The 24,712-nt window shown below is 74.5% G+C and carries 22 protein-coding genes; 12 read left to right on the top strand and 10 right to left on the bottom strand.

Going from position 1 to position 24,712, the window contains the following annotated elements; translation table 11 throughout:
- Positions 1-26: 26 nt before the first annotated feature.
- Positions 27-1,811: a hypothetical protein gene (locus FHX78_RS19340; RefSeq protein ID WP_229923882.1), complete on the top strand. Its 1,785-nt coding sequence runs from the start codon at positions 27-29 to the stop codon at positions 1,809-1,811.
- 42 nt (positions 1,812-1,853) lie between these two features.
- Here the strand turns inward: FHX78_RS19340 and FHX78_RS19345 are convergent, their stop codons facing one another.
- Positions 1,854-3,164: an ABC transporter substrate-binding protein gene (locus FHX78_RS19345; RefSeq protein ID WP_145868677.1), complete on the bottom strand. Its 1,311-nt coding sequence runs from the start codon at positions 3,162-3,164 to the stop codon at positions 1,854-1,856.
- Between the two features lie 118 nt (positions 3,165-3,282).
- Here FHX78_RS19345 and FHX78_RS19350 point away from each other — a divergent pair, with 118 nt between their 5' ends.
- Together FHX78_RS19350 and purU are read left to right on the top strand one after the other, a co-directional pair.
- On the top strand, positions 3,283-3,783 hold the full coding sequence (locus FHX78_RS19350; protein WP_145868678.1) for an SCO4402 family protein: 501 nt from the start codon (positions 3,283-3,285) through the stop codon (positions 3,781-3,783).
- Between the two features lie 46 nt (positions 3,784-3,829).
- Positions 3,830-4,711 carry a formyltetrahydrofolate deformylase gene (gene purU, locus FHX78_RS19355; RefSeq protein WP_145868679.1) on the top strand — a complete coding sequence of 294 codons (882 nt, stop codon included), beginning with the start codon at positions 3,830-3,832 and terminating at the stop codon, positions 4,709-4,711.
- A 52-nt stretch (positions 4,712-4,763) separates the two neighbouring features.
- Here purU and FHX78_RS19360 read toward each other — a convergent pair whose 3' ends face one another.
- Together FHX78_RS19360 and FHX78_RS19365 are read right to left on the bottom strand one after the other, a co-directional pair.
- Complete coding sequence (locus FHX78_RS19360) at positions 4,764-6,014, bottom strand: zf-HC2 domain-containing protein (RefSeq protein WP_145868680.1); 1,251 nt, start codon at positions 6,012-6,014, stop codon at positions 4,764-4,766.
- A complete protein-coding gene (locus tag FHX78_RS19365; protein WP_145868681.1) occupies positions 6,011-6,592 on the bottom strand; it encodes a sigma-70 family RNA polymerase sigma factor in 582 nt (193 codons plus the stop codon). The genes FHX78_RS19360 and FHX78_RS19365 overlap by 4 nt, the downstream gene beginning before the upstream one ends.
- 359 nt (positions 6,593-6,951) lie before the next feature.
- On the opposite strand from FHX78_RS19365, the gene FHX78_RS19370 reads away from it, so the two are divergent.
- The 3 genes from FHX78_RS19370 to FHX78_RS19385 all read left to right on the top strand — a co-directional run bounded on the left by FHX78_RS19370 (position 6,952) and on the right by FHX78_RS19385 (position 8,947).
- Positions 6,952-7,332, top strand: coding sequence for an STAS domain-containing protein (locus FHX78_RS19370; RefSeq protein ID WP_145868682.1), 381 nt, complete (start codon positions 6,952-6,954; stop codon positions 7,330-7,332).
- Between the two features lie 147 nt (positions 7,333-7,479).
- Positions 7,480-7,992, top strand: coding sequence for an EF-hand domain-containing protein (locus tag FHX78_RS19375; RefSeq protein WP_145868683.1), 513 nt, complete (start codon positions 7,480-7,482; stop codon positions 7,990-7,992).
- Between the two features lie 493 nt (positions 7,993-8,485).
- Entirely contained in the window at positions 8,486-8,947 is a 462-nt protein-coding gene (locus FHX78_RS19385; RefSeq protein WP_167531803.1) for an ATP-binding protein, read from the top strand.
- Positions 8,948-9,514: 567 nt separating this feature from the next.
- Here the strand turns inward: FHX78_RS19385 and FHX78_RS19390 are convergent.
- A complete protein-coding gene (locus tag FHX78_RS19390; RefSeq protein WP_145868686.1) occupies positions 9,515-10,558 on the bottom strand; it encodes a GlxA family transcriptional regulator in 1,044 nt (347 codons plus the stop codon).
- A 71-nt stretch (positions 10,559-10,629) separates the two neighbouring features.
- On the opposite strand from FHX78_RS19390, the gene FHX78_RS19395 reads away from it, so the two are divergent.
- Entirely contained in the window at positions 10,630-11,946 is a 1,317-nt protein-coding gene (locus tag FHX78_RS19395) for an MFS transporter (RefSeq protein WP_145868687.1), read from the top strand.
- 525 nt (positions 11,947-12,471) lie between these two features.
- Here FHX78_RS19395 and FHX78_RS19400 read toward each other — a convergent pair.
- Complete coding sequence (locus tag FHX78_RS19400; RefSeq protein ID WP_145868688.1) at positions 12,472-13,671, bottom strand: flavin-containing monooxygenase; 1,200 nt, start codon at positions 13,669-13,671, stop codon at positions 12,472-12,474.
- A gap of 102 nt (positions 13,672-13,773) precedes the next feature.
- Between FHX78_RS19400 and FHX78_RS19405 the strand changes: the two genes are divergently transcribed.
- Positions 13,774-14,427: a GNAT family N-acetyltransferase gene (locus tag FHX78_RS19405; RefSeq protein WP_145868689.1), complete on the top strand. Its 654-nt coding sequence runs from the start codon at positions 13,774-13,776 to the stop codon at positions 14,425-14,427.
- Here FHX78_RS19405 and FHX78_RS19410 read toward each other — a convergent pair.
- Both FHX78_RS19410 and FHX78_RS19415 read right to left on the bottom strand, forming a co-directional pair.
- Entirely contained in the window at positions 14,405-15,070 is a 666-nt protein-coding gene (locus tag FHX78_RS19410; RefSeq protein ID WP_145868690.1) for a pyridoxine/pyridoxamine 5'-phosphate oxidase, read from the bottom strand. The two genes, FHX78_RS19405 and FHX78_RS19410, sit on opposite strands and share 23 nt — an antisense overlap.
- A gap of 74 nt (positions 15,071-15,144) precedes the next feature.
- Positions 15,145-15,768, bottom strand: coding sequence for a LysE family translocator (locus FHX78_RS19415; RefSeq protein WP_145868691.1), 624 nt, complete (start codon positions 15,766-15,768; stop codon positions 15,145-15,147).
- 82 nt (positions 15,769-15,850) lie between these two features.
- Here FHX78_RS19415 and FHX78_RS19420 point away from each other — a divergent pair, with 82 nt between their 5' ends.
- Positions 15,851-16,303: an Lrp/AsnC family transcriptional regulator gene (locus tag FHX78_RS19420; RefSeq protein WP_145868692.1), complete on the top strand. Its 453-nt coding sequence runs from the start codon at positions 15,851-15,853 to the stop codon at positions 16,301-16,303.
- Positions 16,304-16,412: 109 nt separating this feature from the next.
- Here FHX78_RS19420 and FHX78_RS19425 read toward each other — a convergent pair whose 3' ends face one another.
- Positions 16,413-17,060 (bottom strand): TetR family transcriptional regulator, encoded by a 648-nt coding sequence (locus FHX78_RS19425; protein WP_229923881.1) that lies wholly within the window; start codon positions 17,058-17,060, stop codon positions 16,413-16,415.
- Between the two features lie 122 nt (positions 17,061-17,182).
- Here FHX78_RS19425 and kbpA point away from each other — a divergent pair, with 122 nt between their 5' ends.
- From kbpA to FHX78_RS19440, 3 genes are all read left to right on the top strand, one after another.
- The gene (kbpA, locus tag FHX78_RS19430) at positions 17,183-17,920 is read left to right on the top strand and encodes an AfsK-binding protein KbpA (RefSeq protein ID WP_167531804.1); all 738 of its coding nucleotides are present in this window, start codon (positions 17,183-17,185) and stop codon (positions 17,918-17,920) included.
- Between the two features lie 209 nt (positions 17,921-18,129).
- Positions 18,130-20,481 (top strand): protein serine/threonine kinase AfsK, encoded by a 2,352-nt coding sequence (gene afsK / locus FHX78_RS19435; RefSeq protein ID WP_145868693.1) that lies wholly within the window; start codon positions 18,130-18,132, stop codon positions 20,479-20,481.
- A 208-nt stretch (positions 20,482-20,689) separates the two neighbouring features.
- Positions 20,690-21,211, top strand: coding sequence for a hypothetical protein (locus FHX78_RS19440; protein ID WP_145868694.1), 522 nt, complete (start codon positions 20,690-20,692; stop codon positions 21,209-21,211).
- Positions 21,212-21,305: 94 nt separating this feature from the next.
- On the opposite strand, the gene afsS is transcribed toward FHX78_RS19440, so the two are convergent.
- Both afsS and afsR read right to left on the bottom strand, forming a co-directional pair.
- Complete coding sequence (gene afsS, locus FHX78_RS19445) at positions 21,306-21,494, bottom strand: regulatory protein AfsS (protein WP_145868695.1); 189 nt, start codon at positions 21,492-21,494, stop codon at positions 21,306-21,308.
- A 213-nt stretch (positions 21,495-21,707) separates the two neighbouring features.
- Positions 21,708-24,662 carry an SARP-family global regulator AfsR gene (afsR, locus tag FHX78_RS19450; protein ID WP_145868696.1) on the bottom strand — a complete coding sequence of 985 codons (2,955 nt, stop codon included), beginning with the start codon at positions 24,660-24,662 and terminating at the stop codon, positions 21,708-21,710.
- Between the last annotated feature and the right edge of the window lie 50 nt (positions 24,663-24,712).

The following is a 24,712-nucleotide window of genomic DNA, read 5'->3' on the forward strand; positions in this document are numbered from 1 at the left end:
AAGGTCCCCCATATGTAGGAGTCCCGGTGACGCAGAGTGGACAGGGCGAGGAGCCCTCGCCGCGCATCGCGCGCGAAGGCATCGTGCTGCCCTCCGACGGTGGAGAGCCCCTGCTGCCGGGCATGACGGCCGGACCGGTCGCGCCCGGCGGCGGCGCGGACGGCCGGGGCTCCGGCGGGGAGTTCCCCGCCTCGGCCCCGCCCGGCGGCCAGACCTGGGGCACCCCGTGGGGCCCCGGCGACCAGCAGACGCCGGCCCCGCCGCCCGGCCAGGACTGGCAGCCCGCACCCGACGGGCACTGGGGCACCCCGGAGCAGTCCCCCTGGGGCGCGCAGGCCCCGTCCCCGGGCCCCGGCGCGCTGCCGCCCGAGGGCGCGCCGCCTCACGGCGGCCCGTACGACGGGCACGCCGGCGCACCGCAGCCCCAGCCGGGCGCGGGATACGGCGCCGGTGACGCGTACGGCCAGGGCGCCGGCGGCGCGGGGAACGGCGCCGCGGCGCCCCTGCCGCAGCTGGACTCCGGGTACGGCGTGGGAGCCGCGCACGCCTCCCACGGTGGCGACGCGTACGGTCCCGCCGCGGGCGGGGCCCACGGCGGGCACCAGGGCCCGCACGGAGCCCCGCTGCCCCCGGCGAACGGCGGCGCCTACGGCGCGCCCGCCCCGGGCGGTTACGGCTCCCCGGCCGGCGGCGCCCCGCTGCCGCCCGCCGCGCCCGACGGGTCGGAGGGCGCCACCCAATACCTGCCGCCGGTGGCCGCCGGCGGTCCCGACGAGGGGGCGACGCAGTACATACCCCCGGTGGGCCCGGGCGCGCTGCCGCCCGAGATGCCCGCCGCCCACGACTCCGAGACGACCCGGTTCCTGGGCCGCGCCCCGCAGGGCGCTCCCGGTGCGGGCGCCGGCCCCCTGCCGCCCGCCGGCGGCCCCGACGCGGAGGCCACCCAGTACATCGCCCCCGTCACCGACCAGCCCTACGGCGGCCCGCCGGCCGGTGAGGGCAACCGGCAGCCGCCCGCCGAGTTCGACAACCTCTTCCGCAGCGACGCCGGCCCGGCCGGATCCACCCAGCAGCTCCCGCGCGTGGGCCACGGACAGCCCGGCCGCGGCGCCCCCGTCCCGCCCGGCCCGCCGGCCCCGGCGGGCGGCGGCCGGGGCGGCCGCGGCGGGGGCCGCACCGGTTCGCGGGTGCCGCTGATCGCGGCGGTCGGCGTCGGCATCGCGATCCTCGGCGTCGGCGCGGGCGCCCTGCTCGGCAGCGGGGGCGGCGACGACGACGGCGGCGACAACCAGACCGTGTCCGCCACCGCCCCGGCCGGTGAGGAGAGCTCCGCCTCGCCGTCCGTCGACCCGGTCCGTCAGCAGGCCGTCGAGCTGGACAAGCTGCTGGCGGACAGCGGCGACAGCCGGACGGTCGTGATCAACGCGGTGGGCGACGTGAAGGCCTGCCGCGACCTCGGCCAGGCGGCCAAGGACCTGCGGGACGCGGCCGAGCAGCGCAACCAGCTGGTGAAGGACCTGTCCGCCCTGTCGGTGGACCAGCTGCCCGACCACCAGGCGCTGACCACCGCGCTCACCAAGGCGTGGCAGGCGTCGGCCTCGGCCGACAACCACTACGCGGCCTGGGCCGACCAGGCCGCGGGCGCCAAGGGCAAGGTCTGCAAGAAGGGCCAGGCCCGTACGACCGCCCAGACCCAGGCCGGCAACCGGGCCAGCGGCACCGCGACCACCGAGAAGGCCAAGGCCGCCAAGCTGTGGAACGCGATCGCCCGCCAGTACGGCCTGACCGAACGGCAGCCGACCCAGCTGTGACGCGGGAGCCCGCGCGTCCGCCCGGCCGCCGGGCCGGGCGGATCAGGCCAGGTCCGCTTCCCGCAGCGTCTTCGTCACATCGGTGAAGCCCTTGCGGGCCGCCACCAGCCGGCCGTCCTCGACCACCTGGAGGGTCACGTTCGCGTTGACCAGCCGGGGGAAGCCGACGGCGGCGAGCTCGTCCTGGAACTTCCACCGCAGGGTGGGGGTGAGCCCGCCCGTGGTGACCTTCAGCCCGCCGTCCAGCGCCCCGCTCACGGTGTCGGCGCTCACCTCGCCGTCGCCGAGCGACTCGACGACCTGCCGGAACACGGTGTAGGCGATCCAGGTGGTCTGCACCCCGGCGTCGGCGGCGTCGATCCGGTTGTCGCCGAACGCCTCCTGCTTGATCACCTTCTTCATCGGGTCCCAGCGCGCGTCGCTCGCCGCCGGGTACCAGCCGGTGACGTACGACCCCTCGTACGGTCCCGACGCCCCGCCAGACGCGTCGATCGTCGACTGGTCGACGCTGCCCAGCACGGTCGCGGTGCGCACGTCGGGGTAGTCGGCGCGGGCCCGCCGGAAGGAGTCCATGAAGGTGTTGGTGCGGTCGCCCAGGGCGGGCACCACACAGCCCTGCTCGGAGGGGTCGGCGGTGGCGCGCTCCAGCGCCCGCTGGGCCTGCCCCTCGTACGAGGTGGCGTCCTCGGCCGCCCGCTGGTCCCCGGAGAGCGCGTGCCCGCCGGCCTTCAGGCCCGAGTCGAGCAGCGGGGGCAGCTGGTCGCCGGCGATGGTGTCGGGCCGGATCAGGGTGACCGGTCCGCAGCTGTCGGCGAGGGTGCGGCCGAGTCCGGCCAGCAGCGTCGGCTGCCCGCCGTTGACCGGGTAGGACAGGGGGCTGGTGAACTCGTTGGTGGTGATGCCGTAGCCGCCGATGTACGGGATGCCGGCGCCCTCCAGGGTCGGCATGAAGGAGTCGGCGTGCTGGCTGTAGGAGCCGACGACCGCGACGGCCCGCTCCTGCACCGCGCGCCGGGCGCAGCGCGCGGCGGTCACCGTGTCGTTGTTGTCGTTGCAGGTCAGCACGTTGATCCGGCGGCCGTTGATGCCGCCCTGGGCGTTGATCCAACGGGCGTAGGCCTGGGCGAAGGCCGGCATTCCGGGCTTGTTGGTGGCCTTGGTGCCCTGGGGCGCCCACGTCATCACGGTGATGGTGTCGTCGTCGGAGCCTCCCGTGGCACCCGGGACGATTCCGCAGCCGGCGGCGAGGGACGCGCACGCCACCAGGGCGCCCGTGGCCAGGACGCCGGCTCTGACGGGGCGGGGGAGGAGGCGGGGGAGGAGCGTGCTACGGGTCTGTCGCCTGCCGGTCATGCTTCCGCACGATTCCGCCACACGGCCAATCCTGGAGTGACCCTTGGTCAACGGCCGGTGACGTGGAGGTGAATTGCGGGGTCCGGTGCGACGGGAGGGGCGGGAAAACGTACGATCGATGACCGTGCAAGGTTCGGAGAACTCTTCCCGTCGCGGCCGTCGCTCCTCCACCATGGGCGGCATGCCACTCAACGACATGCCGTGGTGGCGCTGGCGCAGCAATGTGCGCTCCGCGCTGCACATGCTCTCCGACCCCGTGTTCCAGCGGGACGTCTGGCTGGCCGGGGTGCCCGGCTACGGCGACGTCACCGACGCCGTCTACCGGCTGGTCGAGGACACCTGGCTGGACAACTGGTCCGCCGAGAAGTACGTCGGCACGATCTTCCGCGACTCCCAGGAGGCGGCGCTGGTCGACACGGCGGTGCTGCGGGTGCTGCGGATCATGCACCAGGTCGGCCCGGACGCCCCGGTGACCGCGTACCTGGAGCACGAGGCGTGGCCGGAGGCGGTGCGGGCGGCGAGGGACGCGCACGTGCGGATGGCGGCGAGCGACGGCGAGGACCCCGACGTCCCGCCGAGCACCCTCGAGGTGCTGCGGATCCTGACACGGTCCGCCTAGCGGAACGGCGGGCCGGCCGTGACCCCGCGTGTGCGACCCTTTTCGCATGAGCGAGCAGTCCACCCGCGCCGCGGCCCCGGCCGACCAGTACGTCCTCACCCTGTTCTGCCCCGACAAGCAGGGCATCGTGCACGCCGTGTCGAGCTATCTGTTCATGACCGGCTGCAACATCGAGGACAGCCAGCAGTTCGGTGACCACGACACGGGACTGTTCTTCATGCGCGTCCACTTCTCGGCGGACGCCCCGGTGACCGTGGAGAAGCTGCGGGCGAGCTTCGCGGCGATCGGCGACTCCTTCCAGATGGAGTGGCAGATCAACCGGGCCGACGAGAAGATGCGCATCCTGCTCATGGTCAGCAGGTTCGGGCACTGCCTGAACGACCTGCTGTTCCGCGCGCGGACCGGCGCCCTGCCCGTGGAGATCGCCGGAGTGGTGTCCAATCACACCGACTTCGCCGAGCTGGTGGCTTCGTACAACATCCCGTTCCACCACATTCCGGTGACGCGGGACACCAAGGCGGAGGCCGAGGCGAAGCTGCTGGAGATCGTGCGCGAGGAGGACGTCGAGCTCGTCGTCCTCGCCCGCTACATGCAGGTCCTCTCCGACGACCTGTGCAAGCAGCTCTCCGGGCGCATCATCAACATCCACCACTCCTTCCTGCCGAGCTTCAAGGGCGCGAAGCCGTACCACCAGGCGCACGCGCGGGGCGTGAAGCTCATCGGCGCGACCGCGCACTATGTGACGGCCGACCTCGACGAGGGGCCGATCATCGAGCAGGAGGTCGAGCGGGTGGGACACGACGTCACGCCCGACCAGCTCGTCGCCATCGGGCGGGACGTGGAGTGCCAGGCGCTCGCGCGCGCGGTGAAGTGGCACGCGGAGCGCAGGATCCTGCTGAACGGGCGACGGACGGTCGTCTTCGCCTGACCCCGGACGCCGTTTCGTCGGCGGCCGGCCCCCGAGGGCCGGGCGCTCGCGCTCAGATCCGGCTCATGCTCGCCGCCGCGTACAGCACGTCCTTGATCGCCGCGCGGTCGCCGACCTGCCCGGCGGCCGCGTCCAGCGGCGGCACATGGCCCGCCGCCAGCCGGCAGAACTCCGCGCCGTCCAGCGCCACATGGGCCACCTCGTGCTCCGCCGAGCCCTTCGCGGCGGGCGAGTCCAGCGGGATCAGCCACTCCCCTCCGCCGGATCCCTCGATCTCCAGCCGCAGGCTGCGCCCGGGTTCACCGGCGGCGACCAGGCGCCGTTCGACGGGGGAGGCCAGCCCGTGGAGGCGGCGGTGCTCCAGGACGGCCGGGAGCATCCGCGCCGCCAGGTCGACGATGTGGTGCAGATGGCGCCCGGTGGGCGGGTCGTAGGGGTAGTCCACCGCCTCGGCGATGTTCTCCGCGTGCACCCAGCACTCGAAGGCGCGGTCCAGCATCGCGTCGTGCAGCGGCAGTTCGTAGTCGCCGTACGACACCGGCATCCGGCCGGTGCCGCCGCCGGTGAACGACACCGTCCGCACCAGGGCGTGGCTCTGCTCGCGCCAGGGCGTGCGCACGGAGCGGGTGGGCGGCACACGGGCGGTCCGCCAGTACGCCTCGGTGCGGTCCCACGGCGTGGGCCGGGCGGGGGCGGCGTCGCCGAGCGGGTCGTCCAGGCCGAGGGTGACCGCGACCAGCCCGTCCACCGTCATCAGGTGCGCGATGACCCCGGCGACGGTGGTCCGGCGGGTGGTCGCCTCGTCGGCCTCGTACCAGCGCAGCCGCACCGGGGCGTGCCACTCGGAGTCCCCGAAGTCCTGGAGCAGAGCGTCCAGCCGCGCGGTCTCGGCGTCGTAGGCGGCGGCCCACTCCGGCACGGGGATGCGCGGCGGGCGCCGCTCCAGGCAGGACTCCAGGACGCGGGTGCGCAGGGCGGGATCGAGGTCGAGGGTCTCGGGCCGCTGGAGGAGGCCGACCGCCTCACGCAGCCGCAGCGCCTCGTCCGCGCAGGGTCCGCAGGCGCCGAGGTGTTCCTCGACGGCCTCCGCCTCGGCCGGCCCGCAGGCGGCGAGTGCCCAGGCACCCAGCAGCGACTTCAGCACGTGGTGCTCCAGCACGAGGGGTGGTCCGTCCGGTGCGTCCGGGGGGTGCGCCGCCGCGCCGGTGTCGTCGTACGGCCCGGTGTCGCAGGGGTGCGGTCCGGTGCCGTGGGGGTGCGGACCCGGGGTGGACGCGTACGCCTCGTGGCGGTGCTCGCTCATGCGGCACCCCCGATGCGGGGCGGGGCGCCCGGGGCCTCGGTGTCGTGCGCGGTGGCCAGCAGTTGCAGGCCCAGGCGGAGCCGGCGGCGGGCCTCGTCGTCGGTGACGCCCAGGTCGAGGGCCGTCTGGCGGTAGTCGCGGCGCTGGAAGTAGGCCAGCTCCAGGGCGGCCCGCAGCGGTGCCGGCATGGACTGGACGATGTAGTCGGCGCGGGCGGCCACCGAGGCGTGGCGCACCGTGCGCTCGACGTCCTCCGCGCTGCCGGGGCCGCCCCGGGCGAGCGCCGCCGTGCCGGTGGTGCGCAGCCGCTGCACGGCCAGCCGGCTGGTCAGCGCGGCGAGCCAGGTGCGCAGCGGTCCCTGCCGGGGGTCGTAGGCGTCCGGGTGCTCCCAGACGTGGGCGAAGACGTCGCGGGTGACGGCGTCGGCCGCGTGTTCGTCGCCGACGACACGGTGGGCGAGGCCGTGCACGAGGGAGGCGAAGCGGTCGTAGAGCTCACCGAGGGCCGCCGCCTCCCCACGGGCGAGCCGCTGCTGCATCTTGCGGTCCCACCGGGGCGGTACGTCCCTGTGTGCCATGCGGCCCCTCACCCCCTGTTCCTCCCCACGTCCCGGGCCGGTCGTGCCCGGGTCCAGCGTGTGGCCGGCAGCTTCACGAATGTAGTCGGCACGTACAAGGACGCACGCCCCTTTGCGGCAATGTGCGCCCCCGACGGAGCCGCAGGTGGTAAGGGGTCGCCCCGGTACGTCGGACGTCGTTCGGATCGCGTCTACCCTCCCGCGCGCCGATCGGAACCGATCGAATCGGATCGAAGGTGACTAAAACAAGCCCTTTCCCTTCGATTCCTGTTTCTGGGGCCGTGTTTCAGGGAACGGCCGGTGGGCAGCCGCGCTGCAAGGAAGCGTAGGGACTGCTTCCGTTTCGGCGAGTGAGGGGCGTGGTGGTGACCTTCAAAGTGACCGACCAGGAGCACGGTGAATGGACCGTGCTCCGCGTGTCGGGCGAGCTGGACCTGGTGACGTCCCCGGTGCTGCGCCAGCGGGTGCACGACGTGGTGGCCGAGGGCGGGCACCGCCTCGTCCTCGATCTCTCCGAGGTGTGGTTCTGCGACTCCAGCGGGGTCGGCGTGCTCATAGCCTCCCGCCGGCTGCTGCGCTCCTGTCAGGGCAGCCTGCGGCTGATCCTGCCCGCGCGGGGCGCCGCCGACGGCAGCCACGTCAACAAGGTGCTCGGCGCCCTCGGCGTCCGCCGCCTCTTCGAGATCCACCCGGACGTCCCGTCCGCGGTCGACGAGGACTCCCGCCCGCTGTCCGCGTGAGGGGCGCGTCCGCTCACACGTGTCACACGGTTGTCCCGTTCTTCCCCCGGTCTTGGTGCAGGCGTCGTTTTCGCGCTCCCGGGCACCCCTTCACCCCGTACGCTCCCAGCGAGACGACCCACTGACCTAAGGCGGCCTGAAAGAGACATGGTCACCAGCGAGTACGAACGCAGGATCGCGGCCCGGTTCGCCACCTTCGACCAGGACGGCAACGGGTACATCGACCGCGAGGACTTCAGCGGAGCGGCCAAGGCGCTCCTCGCCGAGTTCGGCACCGCGGCCCGCTCCGACCGGGGCCAGGCCCTGTACATCGGGGCCGAGGCGTTCTGGCAGGGCATGGCGGGCATCGCGGACCGGGACGGCGACCAGCGCATCACGCGCGAGGAGTTCGTGAACGGCGCGCTCAAGCGGCTGCGGGACAACCCGGAGCGGTTCGCCGAGATCGCCCGCCCCTTCCTGCACGCGGCGCTCGCCGTGGCCGGCCCCGGGGACGACGCCGCGGTGACCGTCGAGGCCACCGCGCGTGTCATCGCGGTGCTCGGTGTGCCGGAGGAGGCCGCCCGCGCGGCGGCTGCCGCGCTGGACGCGGACGGCGACGGGCGGATCGACGAGGAAGAGATCGTGCGCGCCTTCGCCCGTTACTTCACCGTCCCCGAGTAGGTCCCCCCGGGGAGCCGCCGCGCGATGTCACGGATCGTGGCATTGCTGTGATCACGGAGCGTTGATACCGGCTTGTGTCCTGTGCGCGACTCGTCACGGCATGGAGTCGGACGTCCGCTCCGGTACCTTGTGTGGGATGCGAGTCGTTGGGAGCACGCACCGCGGCGGAGTCGCCCCCGAGGCGACTCCGTCTCCGCCGGTGCCTGCCGCCGCTCGCCGTGTGGCCAGGCGAAACGCCGCCGACTGTTCGACTTCCCGCGGCGGGCGTCGCACAGTATGCCGCACATGTACTCCTTCGCGCTGGAATATGCCCGAAGCGCTTGTTGGCGTGACTGTACGTCAACCATGCTTCCCCACAAGGGATTCACGGTCCGTGACTCCCGTCCCGGCCGTTGTTCTGGCCATGCAGAGAATGGCTACGATCGTGGCCCTCGTGAGGCGCGAGCCTAAGTGTCCGCCGGTTCGGATGGTGTGAGCGGTGCAGGTGCTTCAAGTGCAGCTGGATGTCCGGCCCGACCCCGCTGAGGTGGGACGGGCCCGGCGGTGGGCCCGTTCGCGGCTGGCCGTGTCCGGCATACAGGCCGACGAACCCCTCGCCGAGACCCTGATCCTGCTCGTCTCGGAGCTCGTCACCAACGCCGTGGTGCACACCGGCCGTCCCGCCGTGCTGCGACTGTCCCTGCCGGGCACGGAGGCGCCCGAGGAGGTCACCGTCCGCCTGGAGGTGGCCGACCGCAGCGGCAGGGCGCCGGTGCCGCGCTGCGTGGACGGAGAGGCCACCGGCGGGCGCGGACTCGCCCTCGTGGACGGACTGGCCGACCGCTGGGGCTGGAGCGCGGAGGGCGCCGGCAAGCGCATCTGGTGCGAACTGGACCGCTGTGCGCGGACGTCCGAGGCCGCGCGGGCCTGCGGCGGCTCGACGGCGTACGACGGGCTGGCGTACGAAGCGGTGTGAGTACGCGCGGGGCGCGGCGTTCCGGGGCGCGGTGTTCCGGTGTGCGGCGTTCGGTCGCGGAGCCCGTGGTGTGGGCCGTTCGCCGGGTGCCGGTCGGGCGTGGCCGGTCGCGCAGTTCCCCGCGCCCCTTGGGGGTGGGGCGGACGGGGTGAGGGCATGGGGGCACGGTGGGCCGGGCGTGCGGGGGTGTGCGGGAGTCGGTGCGCCGGGTGTGCTTCCGTGCGCGGTGCCTGTGAACAGGACGTATGGCGCATTCCTCCCTTTCTCACTCGAATCGGTGTTGACGCGCCGTGACCGTTTGATCACGCTGGTCGTCAACGGTTCGCCGCGAGGGGACGGCGAGGGCTCGACGACGGGAGTCCTCGGCGAGTGTGGGTCGTGATTCGGCGTCGGTTCCCTCAGGGCCGAGGGGAACCCGGGCGGGAGCGCCGAAGCCGGAAAGGCGGTGCGGCGCTGCCGTGCTCGGGGCGACAGCGCCGCACCGCGATCGACGGCGGGGGCTGCGGCATCCCGCTTGTCCACAGGCTGTGGACAAGCGGGAGCGGGTTCAGCGGAGTGGGGGGCCGCTCACGCCCCGGCCGTCGCGGGCGCGCCGGACCGCGGTCGCCCGCCCGCCCGGAAGGTCCGCCGGTACGCCGTCGGCGTCACCCCCAGCGCCGCCTGGAGGTGCTGCCGCATCGACTGGGCCGTACCGAAACCGGCGTCCCGGGCCACCTGGTCCACCGACAGATCGGTGGACTCCAGCAGGTGCCGGGCCCGCTCCACCCGCTGCTGCGTCAGCCACTGCCCCGGACTGACACCGGCCTCCTCGCGGAAGCGGCGCGTGAAGGTGCGTACCGACATCGCCTCCCGCGCGGCCAGGTCGCGCAGCTGGATCGGCTCGTGCAGCCGGTCCAGCGCCCACGCGCGGGCGCCGCTCGTGGACGCCTGCTGCGGATCGGGCACCGGCCGCCGGATGTACTGCGCCTGCCCGCCGTCGCGGTGCGGCGGCACCACCGTGCGCCGGGCCACGTCGTTGGCGACGGCCGCTCCGTGGTCGCGCCGCACCATGTGCAGGCACAGGTCGATGCCGGCCGCGACGCCCGCCGAGGTCAGGATGTCGCCGTCGTCCACGAACAGCACCTCCGGGTCGACCGCGATCCGGGGGAAGAGCCGCTGGAAGCGCTCGGAGTCGGCCCAGTGCGTGGTCGCGGGGCGGCCGTCGAGGTAACCGGCGGCGGCCAGCACGTACACGCCGGTGCAGATGGAGGCGAGCCGGGTGCCGGGGCGGACCAGGGCGAGGGCGGCGGCCAGGTCGTCGGTCAGCTCGCCCCGCTCGTACACCGGCCCGAGCTCGTAGGAGGCGGGGACGATCACCGTGTCGGCGGTGGCGAGGGCCTCCGGGCCGTGCGCGACGTGGACGGAGAAGTCGGCGTCGGTCTCGACCGGGCCGGGCGGCCGGACCGAGCAGGTGACCACCTCGTACAGGTACCGGCCCCGGTCGTCCCTCGGGCGGCCGAAGATGCGGTGCGGGATGCCCAGTTCGAACGGGAGCAGCCCGTCCAGGGCGAGGACGACGACACGGTGCGGCCGGACGTCGGCGGAGGAGGGCGTGGGCTCGACCGGATCCATGGCCCGATCCTAACGAATGCTGTCCTTCCGGCCACTCGATGCGGCGTTCCCCACCCCCGAAGCTCTAGGGCGTGACCCAGACAAGCGAGACAGCCGCCGCCGTGCAGCCGCCCGCGGGCGGCCGCAAGCCGACCCGCACCCGCGTCCACCGCGCGTGGTTCGTCGCCGCCGTCACCTTCGTGACGATCATCGGCGCCGCCGCCTTCCGCTCCGTACCGGGCCTGTTCATCGACCCGCTGCATGAGGAGTTCGGCTGGTCGCGCGGCACCATCGGCGCGGCCGTCTCGGTGAACCTCGCGCTGTACGGCCTCACCGCGCCGTTCGCCGCGGCGCTCATGGACCGCTACGGCATCCGCAAGGTCGTCGCCGTCGCGCTCACCGTGATCGCGCTCGGCTCGGGCCTGACGGTGTGGATGACCGCGGCCTGGCAGCTGATGCTGTGCTGGGGCCTGCTGGTGGGCCTCGGCTCCGGCTCCATGGCGCTGGCCTTCGCCGCGACCGTCACCAACCGCTGGTTCACCGAGCGGCGCGGCCTGGTCAGCGGCATCCTCACCGCCGCGTCCGCCTCCGGACAGCTGATCTTCCTGCCCGTGCTGTCCTGGATCGTCGACACCCACGACTGGCGCCCGGCGGCCGTCACGGTGGCGCTCGCCGCGCTCGCCGTGGTCCCGTTCGTCTGGCTGCTGCTGCACGACCACCCGGCCGACGTGGGCCAGAAGCCGTACGGCGCGCGGGAGTTCGTGCCCAAGCCGGCCCCCGTGCCCGGGGCCGCCCGGCGTGCGCTCAAGGTGCTGTCCTCGGCGGTGCGCACCGGCCCGTTCTGGCTGCTGGCCGGCACCTTCGCCATCTGCGGCGCCTCCACCAACGGCCTGATCCAGACCCACTTCGTGCCCGCGTCCCACGACCACGGCATGCCCATCACGACCGCAGCCTCCCTGCTCGCCGTCATCGGCGTCTTCGACGTCGTCGGCACGATCGCCTCCGGCTGGTTCACCGACCGCTTCGACTCCCGCCGCCTGCTCGCCGTCTACTACGCCCTGCGCGGGATCTCCCTGCTCTTCCTGCCGATCCTGCTGGCGCCGAGCGTCCACCCGCCGATGATCTTCTTCATCGTCTTCTACGGCCTCGACTGGGTCGCCACCGTCCCGCCCACCCTCGCCCTGTGCCGCGAGCACTACGGCGACGACAGCCCCATCGTCTTCGGCTGGGTCCTCGCCTCCCACCAGGTGGGTGCCGCCGTGGTCGCCTTCCTCGGCGGCGTCGCACGCGACACCTTCGGCTCCTACGACGTGGTCTGGTACGCCTCGGGAGCGCTGTGCGCGGCGGCGGCGCTGATGGCCCTGGTGATCCGCCACCGCCCGTCCGCACCGGCTCCCGCGGCCCCCTGACGGCCCGACCGCCCGCCTGACGGCCCGACCGCCCGCCTGACGGCCCGCCCGCCCGTTCGCCGGCCGCACGGCACGTCCCCGGCGGACGCCCGTGATCGTCCCGCGCGTACGCTGCGCGCACGGGGCGCGGGGAAGGCGGGCGGCGGACCGGTCCGCACACGGCCGCCGCGCTGTGCGCGGGGCAGCTGCCCGCGGCCGGACTGCTGTGGTGGGTCGTCGCCGACAGCGGCGCCGACGACCACGGCGCCGGGCACGACGGAGCGTTCGGGCTGCTCTGCGCGGTCCTCTTCGCCCCGCTGGGGAGCGGGACGGCGTCCTCCTGCGCCTTGACGGCGGCTGCGGCCGGGAGACGGTGTGGACGATCGGCGGGACCGCCGGGGCTCCCGAGCTGTTCTTGCTGTTCGGCGACCCGGACGCCGGCGACCTGCGGATCCTGACCCGGGACCGGCGGGCCGTCGGGGCTCCGTGACGGCGCCGCGCCCGGCCGCCGTCACCGTCCGTGCCGGCCCCCTCCGGGGCCCCGTGTCATCCCGGCAGCCGGGAGACTCCCGCCCCCGCGCGGGACACCGCCCGGGCGATCCGCTCCGCGTCGAGGGCGAGTTCGCGGAGGTTGCCGCTGATGGGGCTGGTGAAGCCGGTGAAGTAGAGGCCGGGGGCGTGGTCCGGGGTGCGGGCGCCGCGCACGACCGGTGAGCCGCGGTCGTCCAGGACACCGAGGCCGCCGACCAGGCCCTCCAGGCCACGGACGTAACCGGTGGCCGCGACGACCGCGTCGGGCGCGATGCGGTCGCCGTCGGCCAGGACGACCTCGCCCCCCTCGAAGCCCTCCACGGCGGCCACGACCTCCACCGCGCCCCGGCGCACGGCGTCGACGAGGCCGACGTCCTGCACCGGGATGGCGCCCTCCAGCACCCGGCTGTAGAGCCCGGAGCGGGGGAGCGGGAGGCCGTGGGCCGACAGGTCGGGCAGCGCGACCCTCGCCTGCACCCGGCACAGCCGGTCGACCAGGCCGACCGGAAGGCGGCGCACCAGGACGGCGGAGTACTGCGAGGGCCAGCCGGCGGTCGTGCGGCGCACGATGTGCGGCGGGGTGCGCACCGCCAGCCGCACCCGGGAGGCGCCCCCCTCCACCAGGTCCACGGCGATCTCGGCCCCGGTGTTGCCGACGCCCACGACGAGCACGTCCCGCCCCGCGAAGGGCCGGGCGTTGCGGTAGGCGGCGGCGTGCAGCAGCTCGCCGGTGTACGCGTCCCGGCCGGGCCAGTCGGGAAGGCGCGGCGTGTGGTTGTAGCCGGTGGCGACGACGACCGCGGCGCCGGTCAGTTCGCGGCCCCCGGTGGCGCGCAGCAGCCAGCCGGCGCCGTCGGGGGCGCGCTCGACCCGGGAGACCTCGACCCCGGTGACGATCTCCAGGCGGTGGTGCTCGGCGTACTTCTCCAGGTACCGGACCATGTCGTCCCGGGACGGCCACCGGCCGAACCGGCGCGGCATGGGCAGCCCCGGCAGGGCGGACAGCCGCCGGGTGGTGTGCAGGCGCAGCCGGTCGTAATGGCGCCGCCACGAGTCCCCCACACGGTCCGACCGTTCCAGGACCACGGCCCGGACCCCCCGCGCGCGCAGGGCGTGGGCGACGGCGAGTCCCCCTGGGCCGCCGCCGACGACGTAGACGGGGTGGTCCGCCGGGTGGGGCGCGGCGGACTGCGCGGAAGTGGGGGAGTCGGTCATGAGCGCGAGCGTAATCCCGCACCTGGTTGATGGGTCTCGGTCAAGACCGGAATTGGTTGCGGATTGATCACGTGTGGAGGGATCCCGCGTTTGAATGTCCTCATGTCCTCCTCACGCGAGCGCAGCCGGCCGCCCTCCCCACGCGAGGGCGGCCGGTCCCGCCCCCTGCCCGAACTCCGCGGTCACGGTCTGCACCTGCGTCCCTGGGACCCGGAGTCCCCGGCCGACGTGGAGGCGTGGCTGCGCGGCCTCGGCGACCCGGAGTTCCGCCGCTGGAACACTCCGTTCCGGTCGATCACGGACGCCGACAGCGCCCGGGAGTCCCTGCGCCGCGGCGCCGCGTGCGACACGGACGGCACGGGGGCGTCCTTCCGCGTCACCGACGCCGGCAGCGGTACGACGCTGGGGCACATCGGCGTCAACGAGATCCACCCGGTGCTGCGGCGCGGCTCGATCGGCTACTGGGTGCTCCCGGAGGCGCGCGGCCGGGGGGTCGCCACCAGGGCCCTGCTGCTCGCCGCCCACTGGGCCCTGACCGGGCGCGGCCTGCACCGGCTGGAGCTGAACCACGCGCTGGGGCACGGGGCGTCCTGCCGGGTCGCCACGCGGTGCGGGTTCCGCCCCGAGGGGACCCTGCGCGGGGCGATCTTCGAGGCCGGCCGCCTCGACGCCTTCCGCGACGCCCATCTGCACGCCCGCCTCGCGACCGATCCGGAGCCCGGCCCCGACGCGCTCACGGCCACAGCAGCTCCCTGACCCACCCCCGCTCCTCGCGGCGGTAGCGCAGCCGGACGTGCCGCCGCCGGGCGTCGCCCTGGAAGAACTCCACCTCGTCCGGGAGCAGCCGGTACAAGGTCCACGACGGCACCGGGGCGTCCGGCTCCACCCGCGCCCGCTCCCATGCCTCCTCGGAGGCGCGGGCCAGTTCTTCCACCGAGCCGAGGACGGCGCTCTGTCCGCCGGTCAGCGCGGCGGCCAGCGCCCCGGTGGAGCGGGCCCGCAGATCCGCCCGCCCCTCCTCGGCCGGCGCGGCGCCGACGGGCCCGCGCACCCGCACCTGGCGGCCCAGCACCGGCCAGTAGAAGGACAGCGCGGCGTACGGGCGGCCGGCGAGCTGGTCCCCCTTGCGGCTGTGCGCGTGGGTCGCGAAGGACCAGCCGTCGGCGTCCGCGCCGTGCAGCATCACGATCCGCACGTCCGGCAGGCCCCCGGCGTCCGCGGTGGCCAGCGCCATGGTGTGCGGCTCGGGCTGCCCGGCCGCCACCGCCTCGGCGAACCACCGTGCGAACAGCGGCAGCGGTTCGGCGGGCGCCGCGTCCGGGTCGAACGGCGGCAGGTCGGTGACCGCCGGGTCCCACACCCGCAGGGACCTCAGCAGCTCGTGCAGATCGACGTCCATGCCCCCGATTGTCGTGCGTCCGCCGCGCCCGGGCCGCCCCGGCCCGCCGCCGCGCGGCCCGCCGGCCGGGGCGGCTACAGCGTCGCCAGCCGCTGCACCAGCAGGAACGCGCCGATCCCGAGCATCGCGGCCCCCGAGGTCCGTACGACCGCGCGGGCCGCCGCCGGGCGGGCGCCGAGGACGGCGCGGGCGGCGAGGCCGACCGAGAGGTAGACGACGGCGCAGCACGCCATGTGCAGCAGCCCCAGGGCGACGGTCTGCGCCGGCACCGGCAGCCGCGCGCCGTCGCCCGTGACCAGGAACTGCGGCAGGACGGAGAGGTAGAGCAGCAGGCCCTTGGGGTTCAGGCCGCTGATCGCGGCCCCGCGCCGGAAGGCCCGGACGCCGCTCTCCGCGCCGGCGGTCCCGTCCGCGCCCGGGGTGCCGGGCCGGCGCAGCACGCTCCAGCCCAGCCACACCAGGTACCCGGCCCCCACCACGGTCAGCACGGTGAGCAGCACCGGCGAGCCGGCGACCAGGACCGCGAGCCCCGCCGCGGCCAGCGCCGTGTGCAGGGCGTAGCCGGTCACCAGGCCGCCGGCGGCGGCCACCGACCGTCCGCGCAGCCCGGCCGAGATCGCGTACGCCCAGTCGGCACCCGGTACGCACACCAGCATCAGGTCGAGGGCGAGGAAGGAGAGGAGGGTCGCGGAGTCCATGCCGGTGAGATTAGGCGGGAATGCCCCGAAAGTGTTCCCATAATTTCCCCGGTCAGGGGGATTTCGGGGGAGGATTTTCCCCATGGACGACATGGACCGGAAGATTCTTGCCGAGCTCCAGCAGGACGGGCGGCTGACCGTGACCGAGCTGGCCGCGCGGGTGCGGCTCAGCGTCTCGCCCTGCCACCGGCGGCTGCGGGAACTGGAGCGGTCGGGGGCGATCAGCGGCTACCGGGCGGTGGTGGAGCCGGCCGCCGTGGGGCTGGGCTTCGAGGCGCTGGTGTTCGTCTCCATGCGCCAGGAGGACCGGGAGACGGTCCTGGAGTTCGAGCGGGCGGTCGGCGAGGTGCGGGAGGTGCTGGAGGCGCAGCGGCTGTTCGGGGAACCGGACTACCTGCTGCGGGTGGTCGCCGCCGACCTGGCCGCCTACCAGCGGCTCTACGACGAACGCCTGGCCACGCTGCCGGGTGTGCAGCGGCTGACGTCCACGCTGGTGATGAAGCACGTGGTGAAGGACCGCCCGCTGCCCGCGTAGCGGAGCCGCGCGCCCCGCGCAACGCGACGGGCGGCGGTCCACCGGGGTGGACCGCCGCCCGCATGACAGGACTTGGGTGGCCGCGAGAGGAGTGGGTGCCGCCGGGCGGCTACTTGGAGGGTTTTCTGCCGGTGACTCCCAGGTGCACCAACAGCGCCAGGCTGGGCTTGAGTTCCGCCTGCTTCACGCCCCAGGAGGAGACGGCCTTCTGGTGCGAGGCCACCGCCGCGAGCATCGCCACCAGCGAACCGGCGATCGCCGCCGGGTTCACGTCCTTGTCGACCCGCCCCTTGGACTGCAACTCGGTGACGGCGTCCGCCAGCGAGCTGTTCACCGAGCTGAGGATCTTCGTACGGAGTCTGGAGAAACGTTTATCGCCCTCGGCGGCGCCGAGATCCACCACGCGCAGGATGGCGTCGTTCTTCCGCCAGAACTCCAGGAAGCCGTCCACGACTTCCTGCGCCGTCTGCCAGCCCGCCTTGCCGGCCCAGGAGCGGCCCTCCATGAGCCCGGCCAACCCGGCGCCCTCGGCGGCCATTTGCTCCGCGATCTCCAGGACGGCGCCCTCGACGTCCGGGAAGTACTGGTAGAAGGTCGCCGGGGAAGTCCCCGCGCGGCGGGCGACGTCGATGACTTTGACATCCCGGTAGGGGGACGAGCCGAGCATCTCGCTGAGGCAGTCGAGCAGCTTCTGCCGGGTCGCCTGCCCACGCCGGCCGGCCACGCGGCCGTCGACGGTACGCACTTGTCCTGTCATGCCGTCAGCTTACCGACGGGTGATCTGAGCGCTATTCGGCCGAGTGCAAATGGGGTGTGCGGGTTCCCGGAGGCTGGTGTGCCTGGTCTGCGGGGTGCGCGCGACGCGGCTACTTTGGCGGCATGGCCGAAAACAGGGCATCGCAGTACAGCGCCCCGGAGTACCCGGAGGGCACCCCCTGCTGGGTGGACGCGCAGCTTCCGGACGTCGGGGCGGGCCGGCGGTTCTACGGTGAGCTCTTCGGCTGGACCTTCGAGGACCAGCCCCAGGGGACCGTCCGCGCGCTGCGGGACGGGGAACCCGTCGCCTCCCTCGCGCGCAAGACGGACGGCCGGCTGCCCACCGTGTGGACGGTGTCCTTCGCCACCCCGGACGCCGAGGCGCTGTGCCGCCGGATCCGCGCGGGCGGCGGGCAGGTCGTCTCGCCCCCGGCGCCCTTCGGCGACCTGGGCGTCACCGCGCTGGTCACCGACCCCGAGGGGGCCGTGTTCTCCCTCTGGCAGGCCGGGCGGACCCCCGGCTTCGGCCGCCGGCACGAGCCGGGCACCTTCGCCTGGGTGCAGCTCTACACGCGGGACACCGAGACGGCCAACACCTTCTACGGCGGCCTCTTCCACGACGCCCTGTTCGGTCCGGACGCCGACCCGGACTTCGGCCGCGCACCGGTCGGGGAGGTCTTCGCCGCCGAGATGCCGCCGCACTTCCTGGTCCACTTCGCCGCCGAGGACCTCGGGGCCGGCCTGCGGGAGGTGACCCGGCTCGGCGGCCGGGTCCAGGTCCCGCCCTTCGAGACGTCCTACGGCACCGCGGCCGTGGTCACCGACAATCAGGGGGCGTCCTTCGCGCTGCTGCGCCGCTGAACGGGCACGCCGGGCCGGCCACGGACCCACCCGGGCGCCCGTGGTGTCGTATGTAAACCTGGACACCCTATTTGTCGGCCGGTTCGCAACCGGGCGTCCGGACAGGAAGAATCGGGGTGCGTGCCGCCATGGCGGTGCGGTGGTGAGACGCTGCACTTCGGTCGCGTGCACAGGTGGTGGCGCGACTCGTACGGGGAGGTGGCAGGCAAGTGGTGGATCAGCTGACGCAGCACGATCCGCGGCGTATCGGGCCGTTCGAGGTGCTGGGACGGCTGGGAGCCGGCGGCATGGGGCTGGTCTATCTCGCGCGCTCGGCGTCCGGCCGGCGCGTGGCGATCAAGACCGTCAGGACCGAACTGGCCGAGGACCAGCTGTTCCGCGTCCGCTTCACACGCGAGGTGGAGGCGGCGCGCGCGGTCTCCGGCTTCTACACGGCGGCCGTGGTGGACGCCGACCCGCGCGCCGCCGTGCCGTGGCTGGCCACCGCGTACGTGCCCGCGCCCTCCCTCGAGGAGATAGTGAACGAGTGCGGGCCGCTCCCGGCCCAGGCGGTGCGCTGGCTCGCGGCGGGGGTCGCGGAGGCGCTCCAGTCGATCCACGGTGCCGGGCTGGTCCACCGCGACCTGAAGCCCTCCAACGTCCTCGTCGTCGAGGACGGGCCCCGGGTGATCGACTTCGGCATCGCCTCGGGTGTGTCGAACACGCGGCTGACGATGACCAACGTCGCCGTCGGCACCCCCGCCTACATGTCGCCGGAGCAGGCCAAGGACTCCCGCAGCGTCACCGGCGCGAGCGACGTCTTCTCCCTGGGCTCGATGCTGGTCTTCGCCGCCACGGGGCACCCGCCCTTCCACGGCGCCAACCCCGTCGAGACCGTCTTCATGCTGCTGCGCGAGGGCCCGGACCTCGACGGCCTCCCGGACGAGCTGCGCCCGCTGATCGAGGCGTGCATGCAGATGGAGGCCACGGCCCGGCCCAACCCGGCCGACCTCCAGGCACAGCTCGCCCCGCACCTGTTCGGCTCGGGCTCCGACGACAGCGGCACGGCCTCGGCCTGGCTGCCCGAGCGGGCGGTGAGCCTGATCGAGGCGCGCCGCGGCGGCCGTCCGGCGGCCAGGCCCGCGGGAGCCGGCCGCAGCGCCGGCGGCGCCCGCCCCCACGTGCCGCCGCCGCCCCGGCACGACCCCGTCGTCCCGCCCCCGCCGCCGTCGCCGCCCGCGCCCGTGGGCAGCCCCGACACCGGCCCGGTGCGGCTGGCGGGCGCGATGGTGCCCATCGGTCCCGGCCCGCGCGTCGCCGACACGCGCGCGGCCGCCGTCAAGGCACCCCCGGCGACCGCCGCCCTGGCCGCCACCTGGTCCAAGCCCCGCCCCGGCGTCAACGGCGCCGACCCGGCCGTACCGGCTCCGGCCGCGCCGCCGGAGCAGCCCGGCGGCTGGCGCCCGTGGCGCTTCCGCATGTCCAACGACGTCTGGGGCACCCCCTCCGTCGACGGCGACCTCGTCTACGTCACCTCCTTCGAGGTGCACGCCCTCGACGTCGCCACCGGCCGGCGCCGCTTCAAGACCCGGGACGTCGCCTGGTCGATGGCGGTCGCCGACGGCCGTATCCACGCCTCCGACGGGCCCACCCTGTTCGCCCTGGACGCGCGTGAGGGCGGCGACCTGTGGCGGCTTTCCACGGACGCCTGGGTGTACTCCCTCAAGGCCGAGCGCGGCACCGTCGTCACCGGCACGCGCGGCGGCGGCGTCCAGGGGTGGGAGGCGTCCACCGGGCAGAAGCTGTGGGAGGTCACCGGCTGCCAGACCGACTTCGAGTCCCCGGAGGCCGGCCCGGCCCTCCACGACGGCACCGTCTACGTGTGGCAGGACGCCCGGCTGCGCGCCCTGGACGCCCGCACCGGCGACGAGCGCTGGTCGTACCCGATCGGCGACGCCGCCTCCTGCGGCGGTGTCCCGGTCCGCGTCACCCACGCCCCCGACGGCCACGCCTACGTCTGCGCCGGCACCCGCGTCCTCGCCCTGGACATCGCCGGCGGCCATGTGCGCTGGCACTTCGAGGCCCCGGCGGTCTTCCTCGCCCCGCCGGCCTTCGTCCCCGGCCCGGCCGTCACCGGCGGCGGTGTCTACCTCGCCGACTACCTCGGCACGGTCTACGCCCTGGACGCCACCGACGGCCGCGACCGCTGGCGCATCGCCACCGAGGCCCGCTCCTCCGCCGAACCGGTCCTGGTCGCCGCCGGCCACGTCCACGTGGGCAGCGGCAAGGGCCTCTACACGCTGGACGCGGTCACCGGCACGCCCAAGTGGCGCTTCCAGTCCGGCGGCGACATCGTGGGCGCCCCCGCGGTCGCCGAGGGACGCATCCACTTCGGCTCCAGCGACCACCTGCTCTACACCCTGAAGGCGGACGACGGCCGCCTGCGCTGGAAGCTGGCGACCGGCGGCGAGATCACCGGTTCACCGGTGGTGCGGGACGGCGTGGTGTACGCGTGCAGCAAGGACCGCTGTGTGTACGCGCTGGACGCGGAGAAGGGGACGGGCACCGCACGCACCGCTTAGTCAGGGCCTGTCGTTCGGATCATGCCGGCGGCGCGGGGCGCGCGCTGCGGGACGGCCGTCGTGCCGGTGCACGGAAGGGGTGCCGGACGGCGGCCGCCGCTGCGGGGAGCGGCCCGTTCGCCGCTCTCACCGCAGACGCTACGCCGGGTACGCGACGGTCGCCAGGCAGTGACATGCTCGTGACACGAAGATCGCTAGGCTGTCGGGCATGAATTCCCGGGGGAACACACTCAGGCTCACCGCCGTCTCGGCGCTCGTCGTCCTCACCCTCACCGGCTTCTCGACCGGCCGGGGCGGCGGCAGCGGCGGCGGTGACGGGTCGGGCGGCGGCGGAGGGTGCAGCAGCTCCAGCCAGAACCACGACTCGTCGGGCTCCGGCGGCTCGCACAACGACTACGACGATGACGACTACGACGACACGGGCAGCGGCGACGCCGGCGCGGACACCTCGCCGGCCGACCAGGACGCCACGGTGGAACTGGTCGACTGCGCCTCGCCGACGGCCCCGTACGCGACCGTCGAGGTCACCAACCCCAACGCCACCACCGGCTCGTTCACCGTCACCGTGACCTTCCGGGACGCCTCCGGCGCGGAGGTCACCGCCCCCGTGAAGGACGTCCTCGTCCCGGGCAGCGACACGGTGACGGTCCGCGTGGAGATCGGCGACGCCACGGCCGCGAGCCGGGTCGCCGACTGCGACCCGGAACCGTACGCGCCGCCGGCCGTCTGACCCCGGGCCCACCGCTGGGCACCCGCGGACACGCCTCGGCCGCGGCGGCTCCCCCTCCGCGCCGCCGCGGCCGATCCCCGTGCGGGAAGGACGGCTACTTGCCGCCGTCGAGGTCCAGGGCCGGCGGGGCCGGCATGCTGTTGTCCAGGGTGGTGACGGCCTCCCCCGTGGCCGGTTCGCTCGGCATGCTGTTGTCCAGCGTCGTGACGTCCCCGTCCGCCGGCGGCGTGGGCATGCTGTTGTCCTGCGTGGTGGCGTCCGCGTCCTTCTTCGTGTCGCTCATCGACTTGACTTCCTGTGGTCGTAACGAGTCGGCTGCGCCCGTCCGGTAGCTCCCCCGAGGACTACCGGACGGGCGTTCGGAGCCGCACCCTAACCGGTCCGGCCCCTGTCGTACCGCCTGCCCCCCGACGCGACGGTCCGACTGGTTCGAGAGTGGCGGACCCCGATAAACGAATGCTGAACGCCCGGGCGCACCGCCCGGGAGCGGGCCGGCTCAGGCCGTCGACGCGCCGTTCAACAGGGCGCGGATCTCCCCGGCTTCGGCGGCGCCGCACTGCTCGTACAGGCCGAGGGCGTCCTGCCAGCAGGCCTTGGCCCGGTCCGCCTGGCCGAGCGCGGCGAGCGCCCGGCCCAGCAGGGCCACGACGTTCCCCCGCATCCTGTCCCCGCCGACACAGCCCAGCGCGAGGGCCTGCTCGGCGTGCTGGGCGGCCTGCGCGGGACGGGCGGCACCGAGGTGCACCTCGGCCATCCGGAAGTGCGTGTTGCCCACCCAGAGCCGCTGGCGGTGCTCGGTGAAGATGTCCTGGGCGTCGGTGAACTGGCCCAGCGCCTCGGTGTGCCGGCTCGCCTTGGCCAGGGCCAGACCGAGGGCGAAGTGGGCGCTGGCGCGCCGCATGGGCCGGCCCAGCTCCGAGTGGACGGCGAGGCTGTGCCGGGCGATGGACACGGCCGTGGAGACGTTGCCCAGGCCCAGGTAGGCGCGCGAGAGATTGGCGAGCGTGACGGCCTCACCGAGCCGGTTGCCGGCGGCGCGGTGCCCCTCGATCGCCTGGTTGAAGAAGGACTCCCCGTCGGCGTACCGGCTCTGGTGCAGGCAGATCAGGCCCCGGTCGTTGGCGACCCAGCTGACCGCGGTCGCGTCGCCCACCGAGGCCGCCAGCTCCATGGCCCGGTGCGCCTCCTCCGCGGCCTGCTGGATACGGCCGTAGACCAGCAGCACGTTGGTCAGCGTGGTCCGGGCCCGGCCCTCCGCGCGGGCGTCGCCGGAGTCCCGCGCCGCGTCGCACATCGCCCGCGCCGTCGCCTCGTACTGGTGCGAGTTGGCCCCCGACTCGGTGAGGTCCTTGGCCGCCCAGAGGAGGTCCACCGCCCGCCGCAGCCGGCCGGTGCCCGCGGCCTGCTGCACACAGGCCAGCAGGGGCGAGGCCTCGCTGTAGAGCCAGTCCAGGGCCGCGGAGCCGTGGGCGAAGCGCAGCCCCGGGTACTCGGTGAGTTCCAGGTCCTCCACCAGCCGGTCCCCCGGCCGCTCGATCGCGTACACGCCCGCCGCCGTGGCCAGGTAGAAGTCCAGCAGCCGCGAGAGCGCCGCCTCCCGTTCGGTGGGCGGCTGTTCGTCGCGCTCCGCGCACGCACGCGCGTAGAGCCGCACCAGGTCGTGGAAGCGGTAGCGGCCGGGCGCCGCCGACTCCAGCAGGGACGTGTCCACCAGGGACTCCAGTACGTCCTCGGTGTCCTCCGGCGGCAGGTCCAGCACCGCCGCCGCGGCAGCGAGCGAGATGTCCGGTCCGTCCGCCAGCCCCAGCAGGCGGAAGGCGCGGGCCTGCGCCGGCTCCAGCTGCCCGTAGCCCAGCTCGAAGGTGGCCTTCACCGCCAGGTCGCCCGCCTGGAGTTCGTCCAGGCGGCGGCGCTCGTCGGCCAGTTTGGCGGCCAGCACCGAGACCGTCCAGGTGCGGCGGGACGCCAGCCGGGAGGCGGCGATGCGGATCGCCAGCGGCAGGAAACCGCAGGCCGCCACCACGTCCAGCGCGGCCTCGCGCTCCGAGCCCACCCGCTCCTCGCCCACGATCTTCGTGAACAGGGCCAGCGCCTCGTCCGGCGACATCACGTCCAGGTCCACCAGGTGGGCCCCGGCCAGGTCCACCATCCGCACCCGGGAGGTCACCAGGGCCGCGCAGCCCGGCGTCCCGGGCAGCAGGGGGCGTACCTGCGCCGCGTCGCGCGCGTTGTCCAGCAGCACCAGGACCCTGCGGCCGTCCAGCACGGAGCGGTACAGCGCCGCCCGCTCCTCCAGCGAGTCCGGGATCGCCGAGTCCGCCGTGCCCAGGGCGCGCAGGAACGAGCCCAGGACCGTCTCCGGTTCCGCCGAGCGGGCGCGGGCGCCCTGGAGGTCGACGTACAGCTGCCCATCGGGGAAGGCGGTCCGTGCCTGGTGGGCCACGTGCACCGCGAGGGTCGTCTTGCCGACGCCGCCGATGCCGGCCAGCGCGGAGACCGCCATCACCTGCCCCTCGGAGCCGGACGACGACGCGAGCACCTCGCTCAGCTCCCGCACGAAGGACGCCCGCCCCGTGAAGTCCGGCACCGTCGCCGGGAGTTGCGCCGGGCGGACCGGGGCCGCCACCGGCTCCGCCATCGGCGCGGAGGGTTCCGCCAGACCCGGGTCGGCCCGCAGGATGCGCTGCTGGAGCTCCTGGAGCCCGGGGCGCGGGTCCACGCCCAGCTCGTCGGCGAGCAGGCGGCGGGTGTCCGCGTACACCGCCAGGGCCTCCGCCTGGCGGCCGCTGCGGTACAGGGCCAGCATCAGCAGCTCGCGCAGCCGCTCCCGCAGGGGGTGCGCGGCCGTCAGCGCCGTCAGCTCCGACACCGCCTCCGCGTGGCAGCCCTGCTCCAGGTCCATGTCCAGGCGCGTCTCGACGAGTTGGAGGCGCCACTCCTCCAGCCGGACCCGCTGCGCCTCCGCGTACGGCCCCGGCACCCCGGCCAGGGTCTCGCCGTCCCACTGGGACAGCGCCCGGTTCAGCACGTCGCGCGCGTGGCACAGGTCGCCGGTGTTGCGCGCCTTCTCCGCCTCCGCCGCCCACTCCTGCGCGACCGCGAGGTCCAGCGCCCCCTCGCCGAGCCCGCGCACCGCGTAGCCGCCGGACTCGCTGACCAGCACGCCCGGGTCGAGCACCTTCCGCAGCCGCGAGGCGTACGTGCGGACCGCCGCCAGCGCCTGCGACGGCGGCTCGTCGCCCCACAGCGCGTCGATCAGCTCGGCGGCCGTCGCCGTACGGCCCTCGCGCAGCAAGAGGGCGGCGAGCAGCGCGCGTTGCTGTGGGCTGCCGGTGGCGACCGGTTCGTCGCCGCGCCAGGCTCGCACCGGGCCGAGCACGCCGAAGCGCAGCGCCCGCGGCTCCGAGGAGCCGGGACGCCGCTGCTCCGGTACCCGCGGCACACCGTCCATGCAGTCCCCCTATGCATCCTCAGCAACCAGGCCAGTTTGCCTTCTTCCGG

This window comes from Streptomyces capillispiralis, from assembly GCF_007829875.1.
Taxonomy (GTDB): Bacteria; Actinomycetota; Actinomycetes; order Streptomycetales; family Streptomycetaceae; genus Streptomyces; species Streptomyces capillispiralis.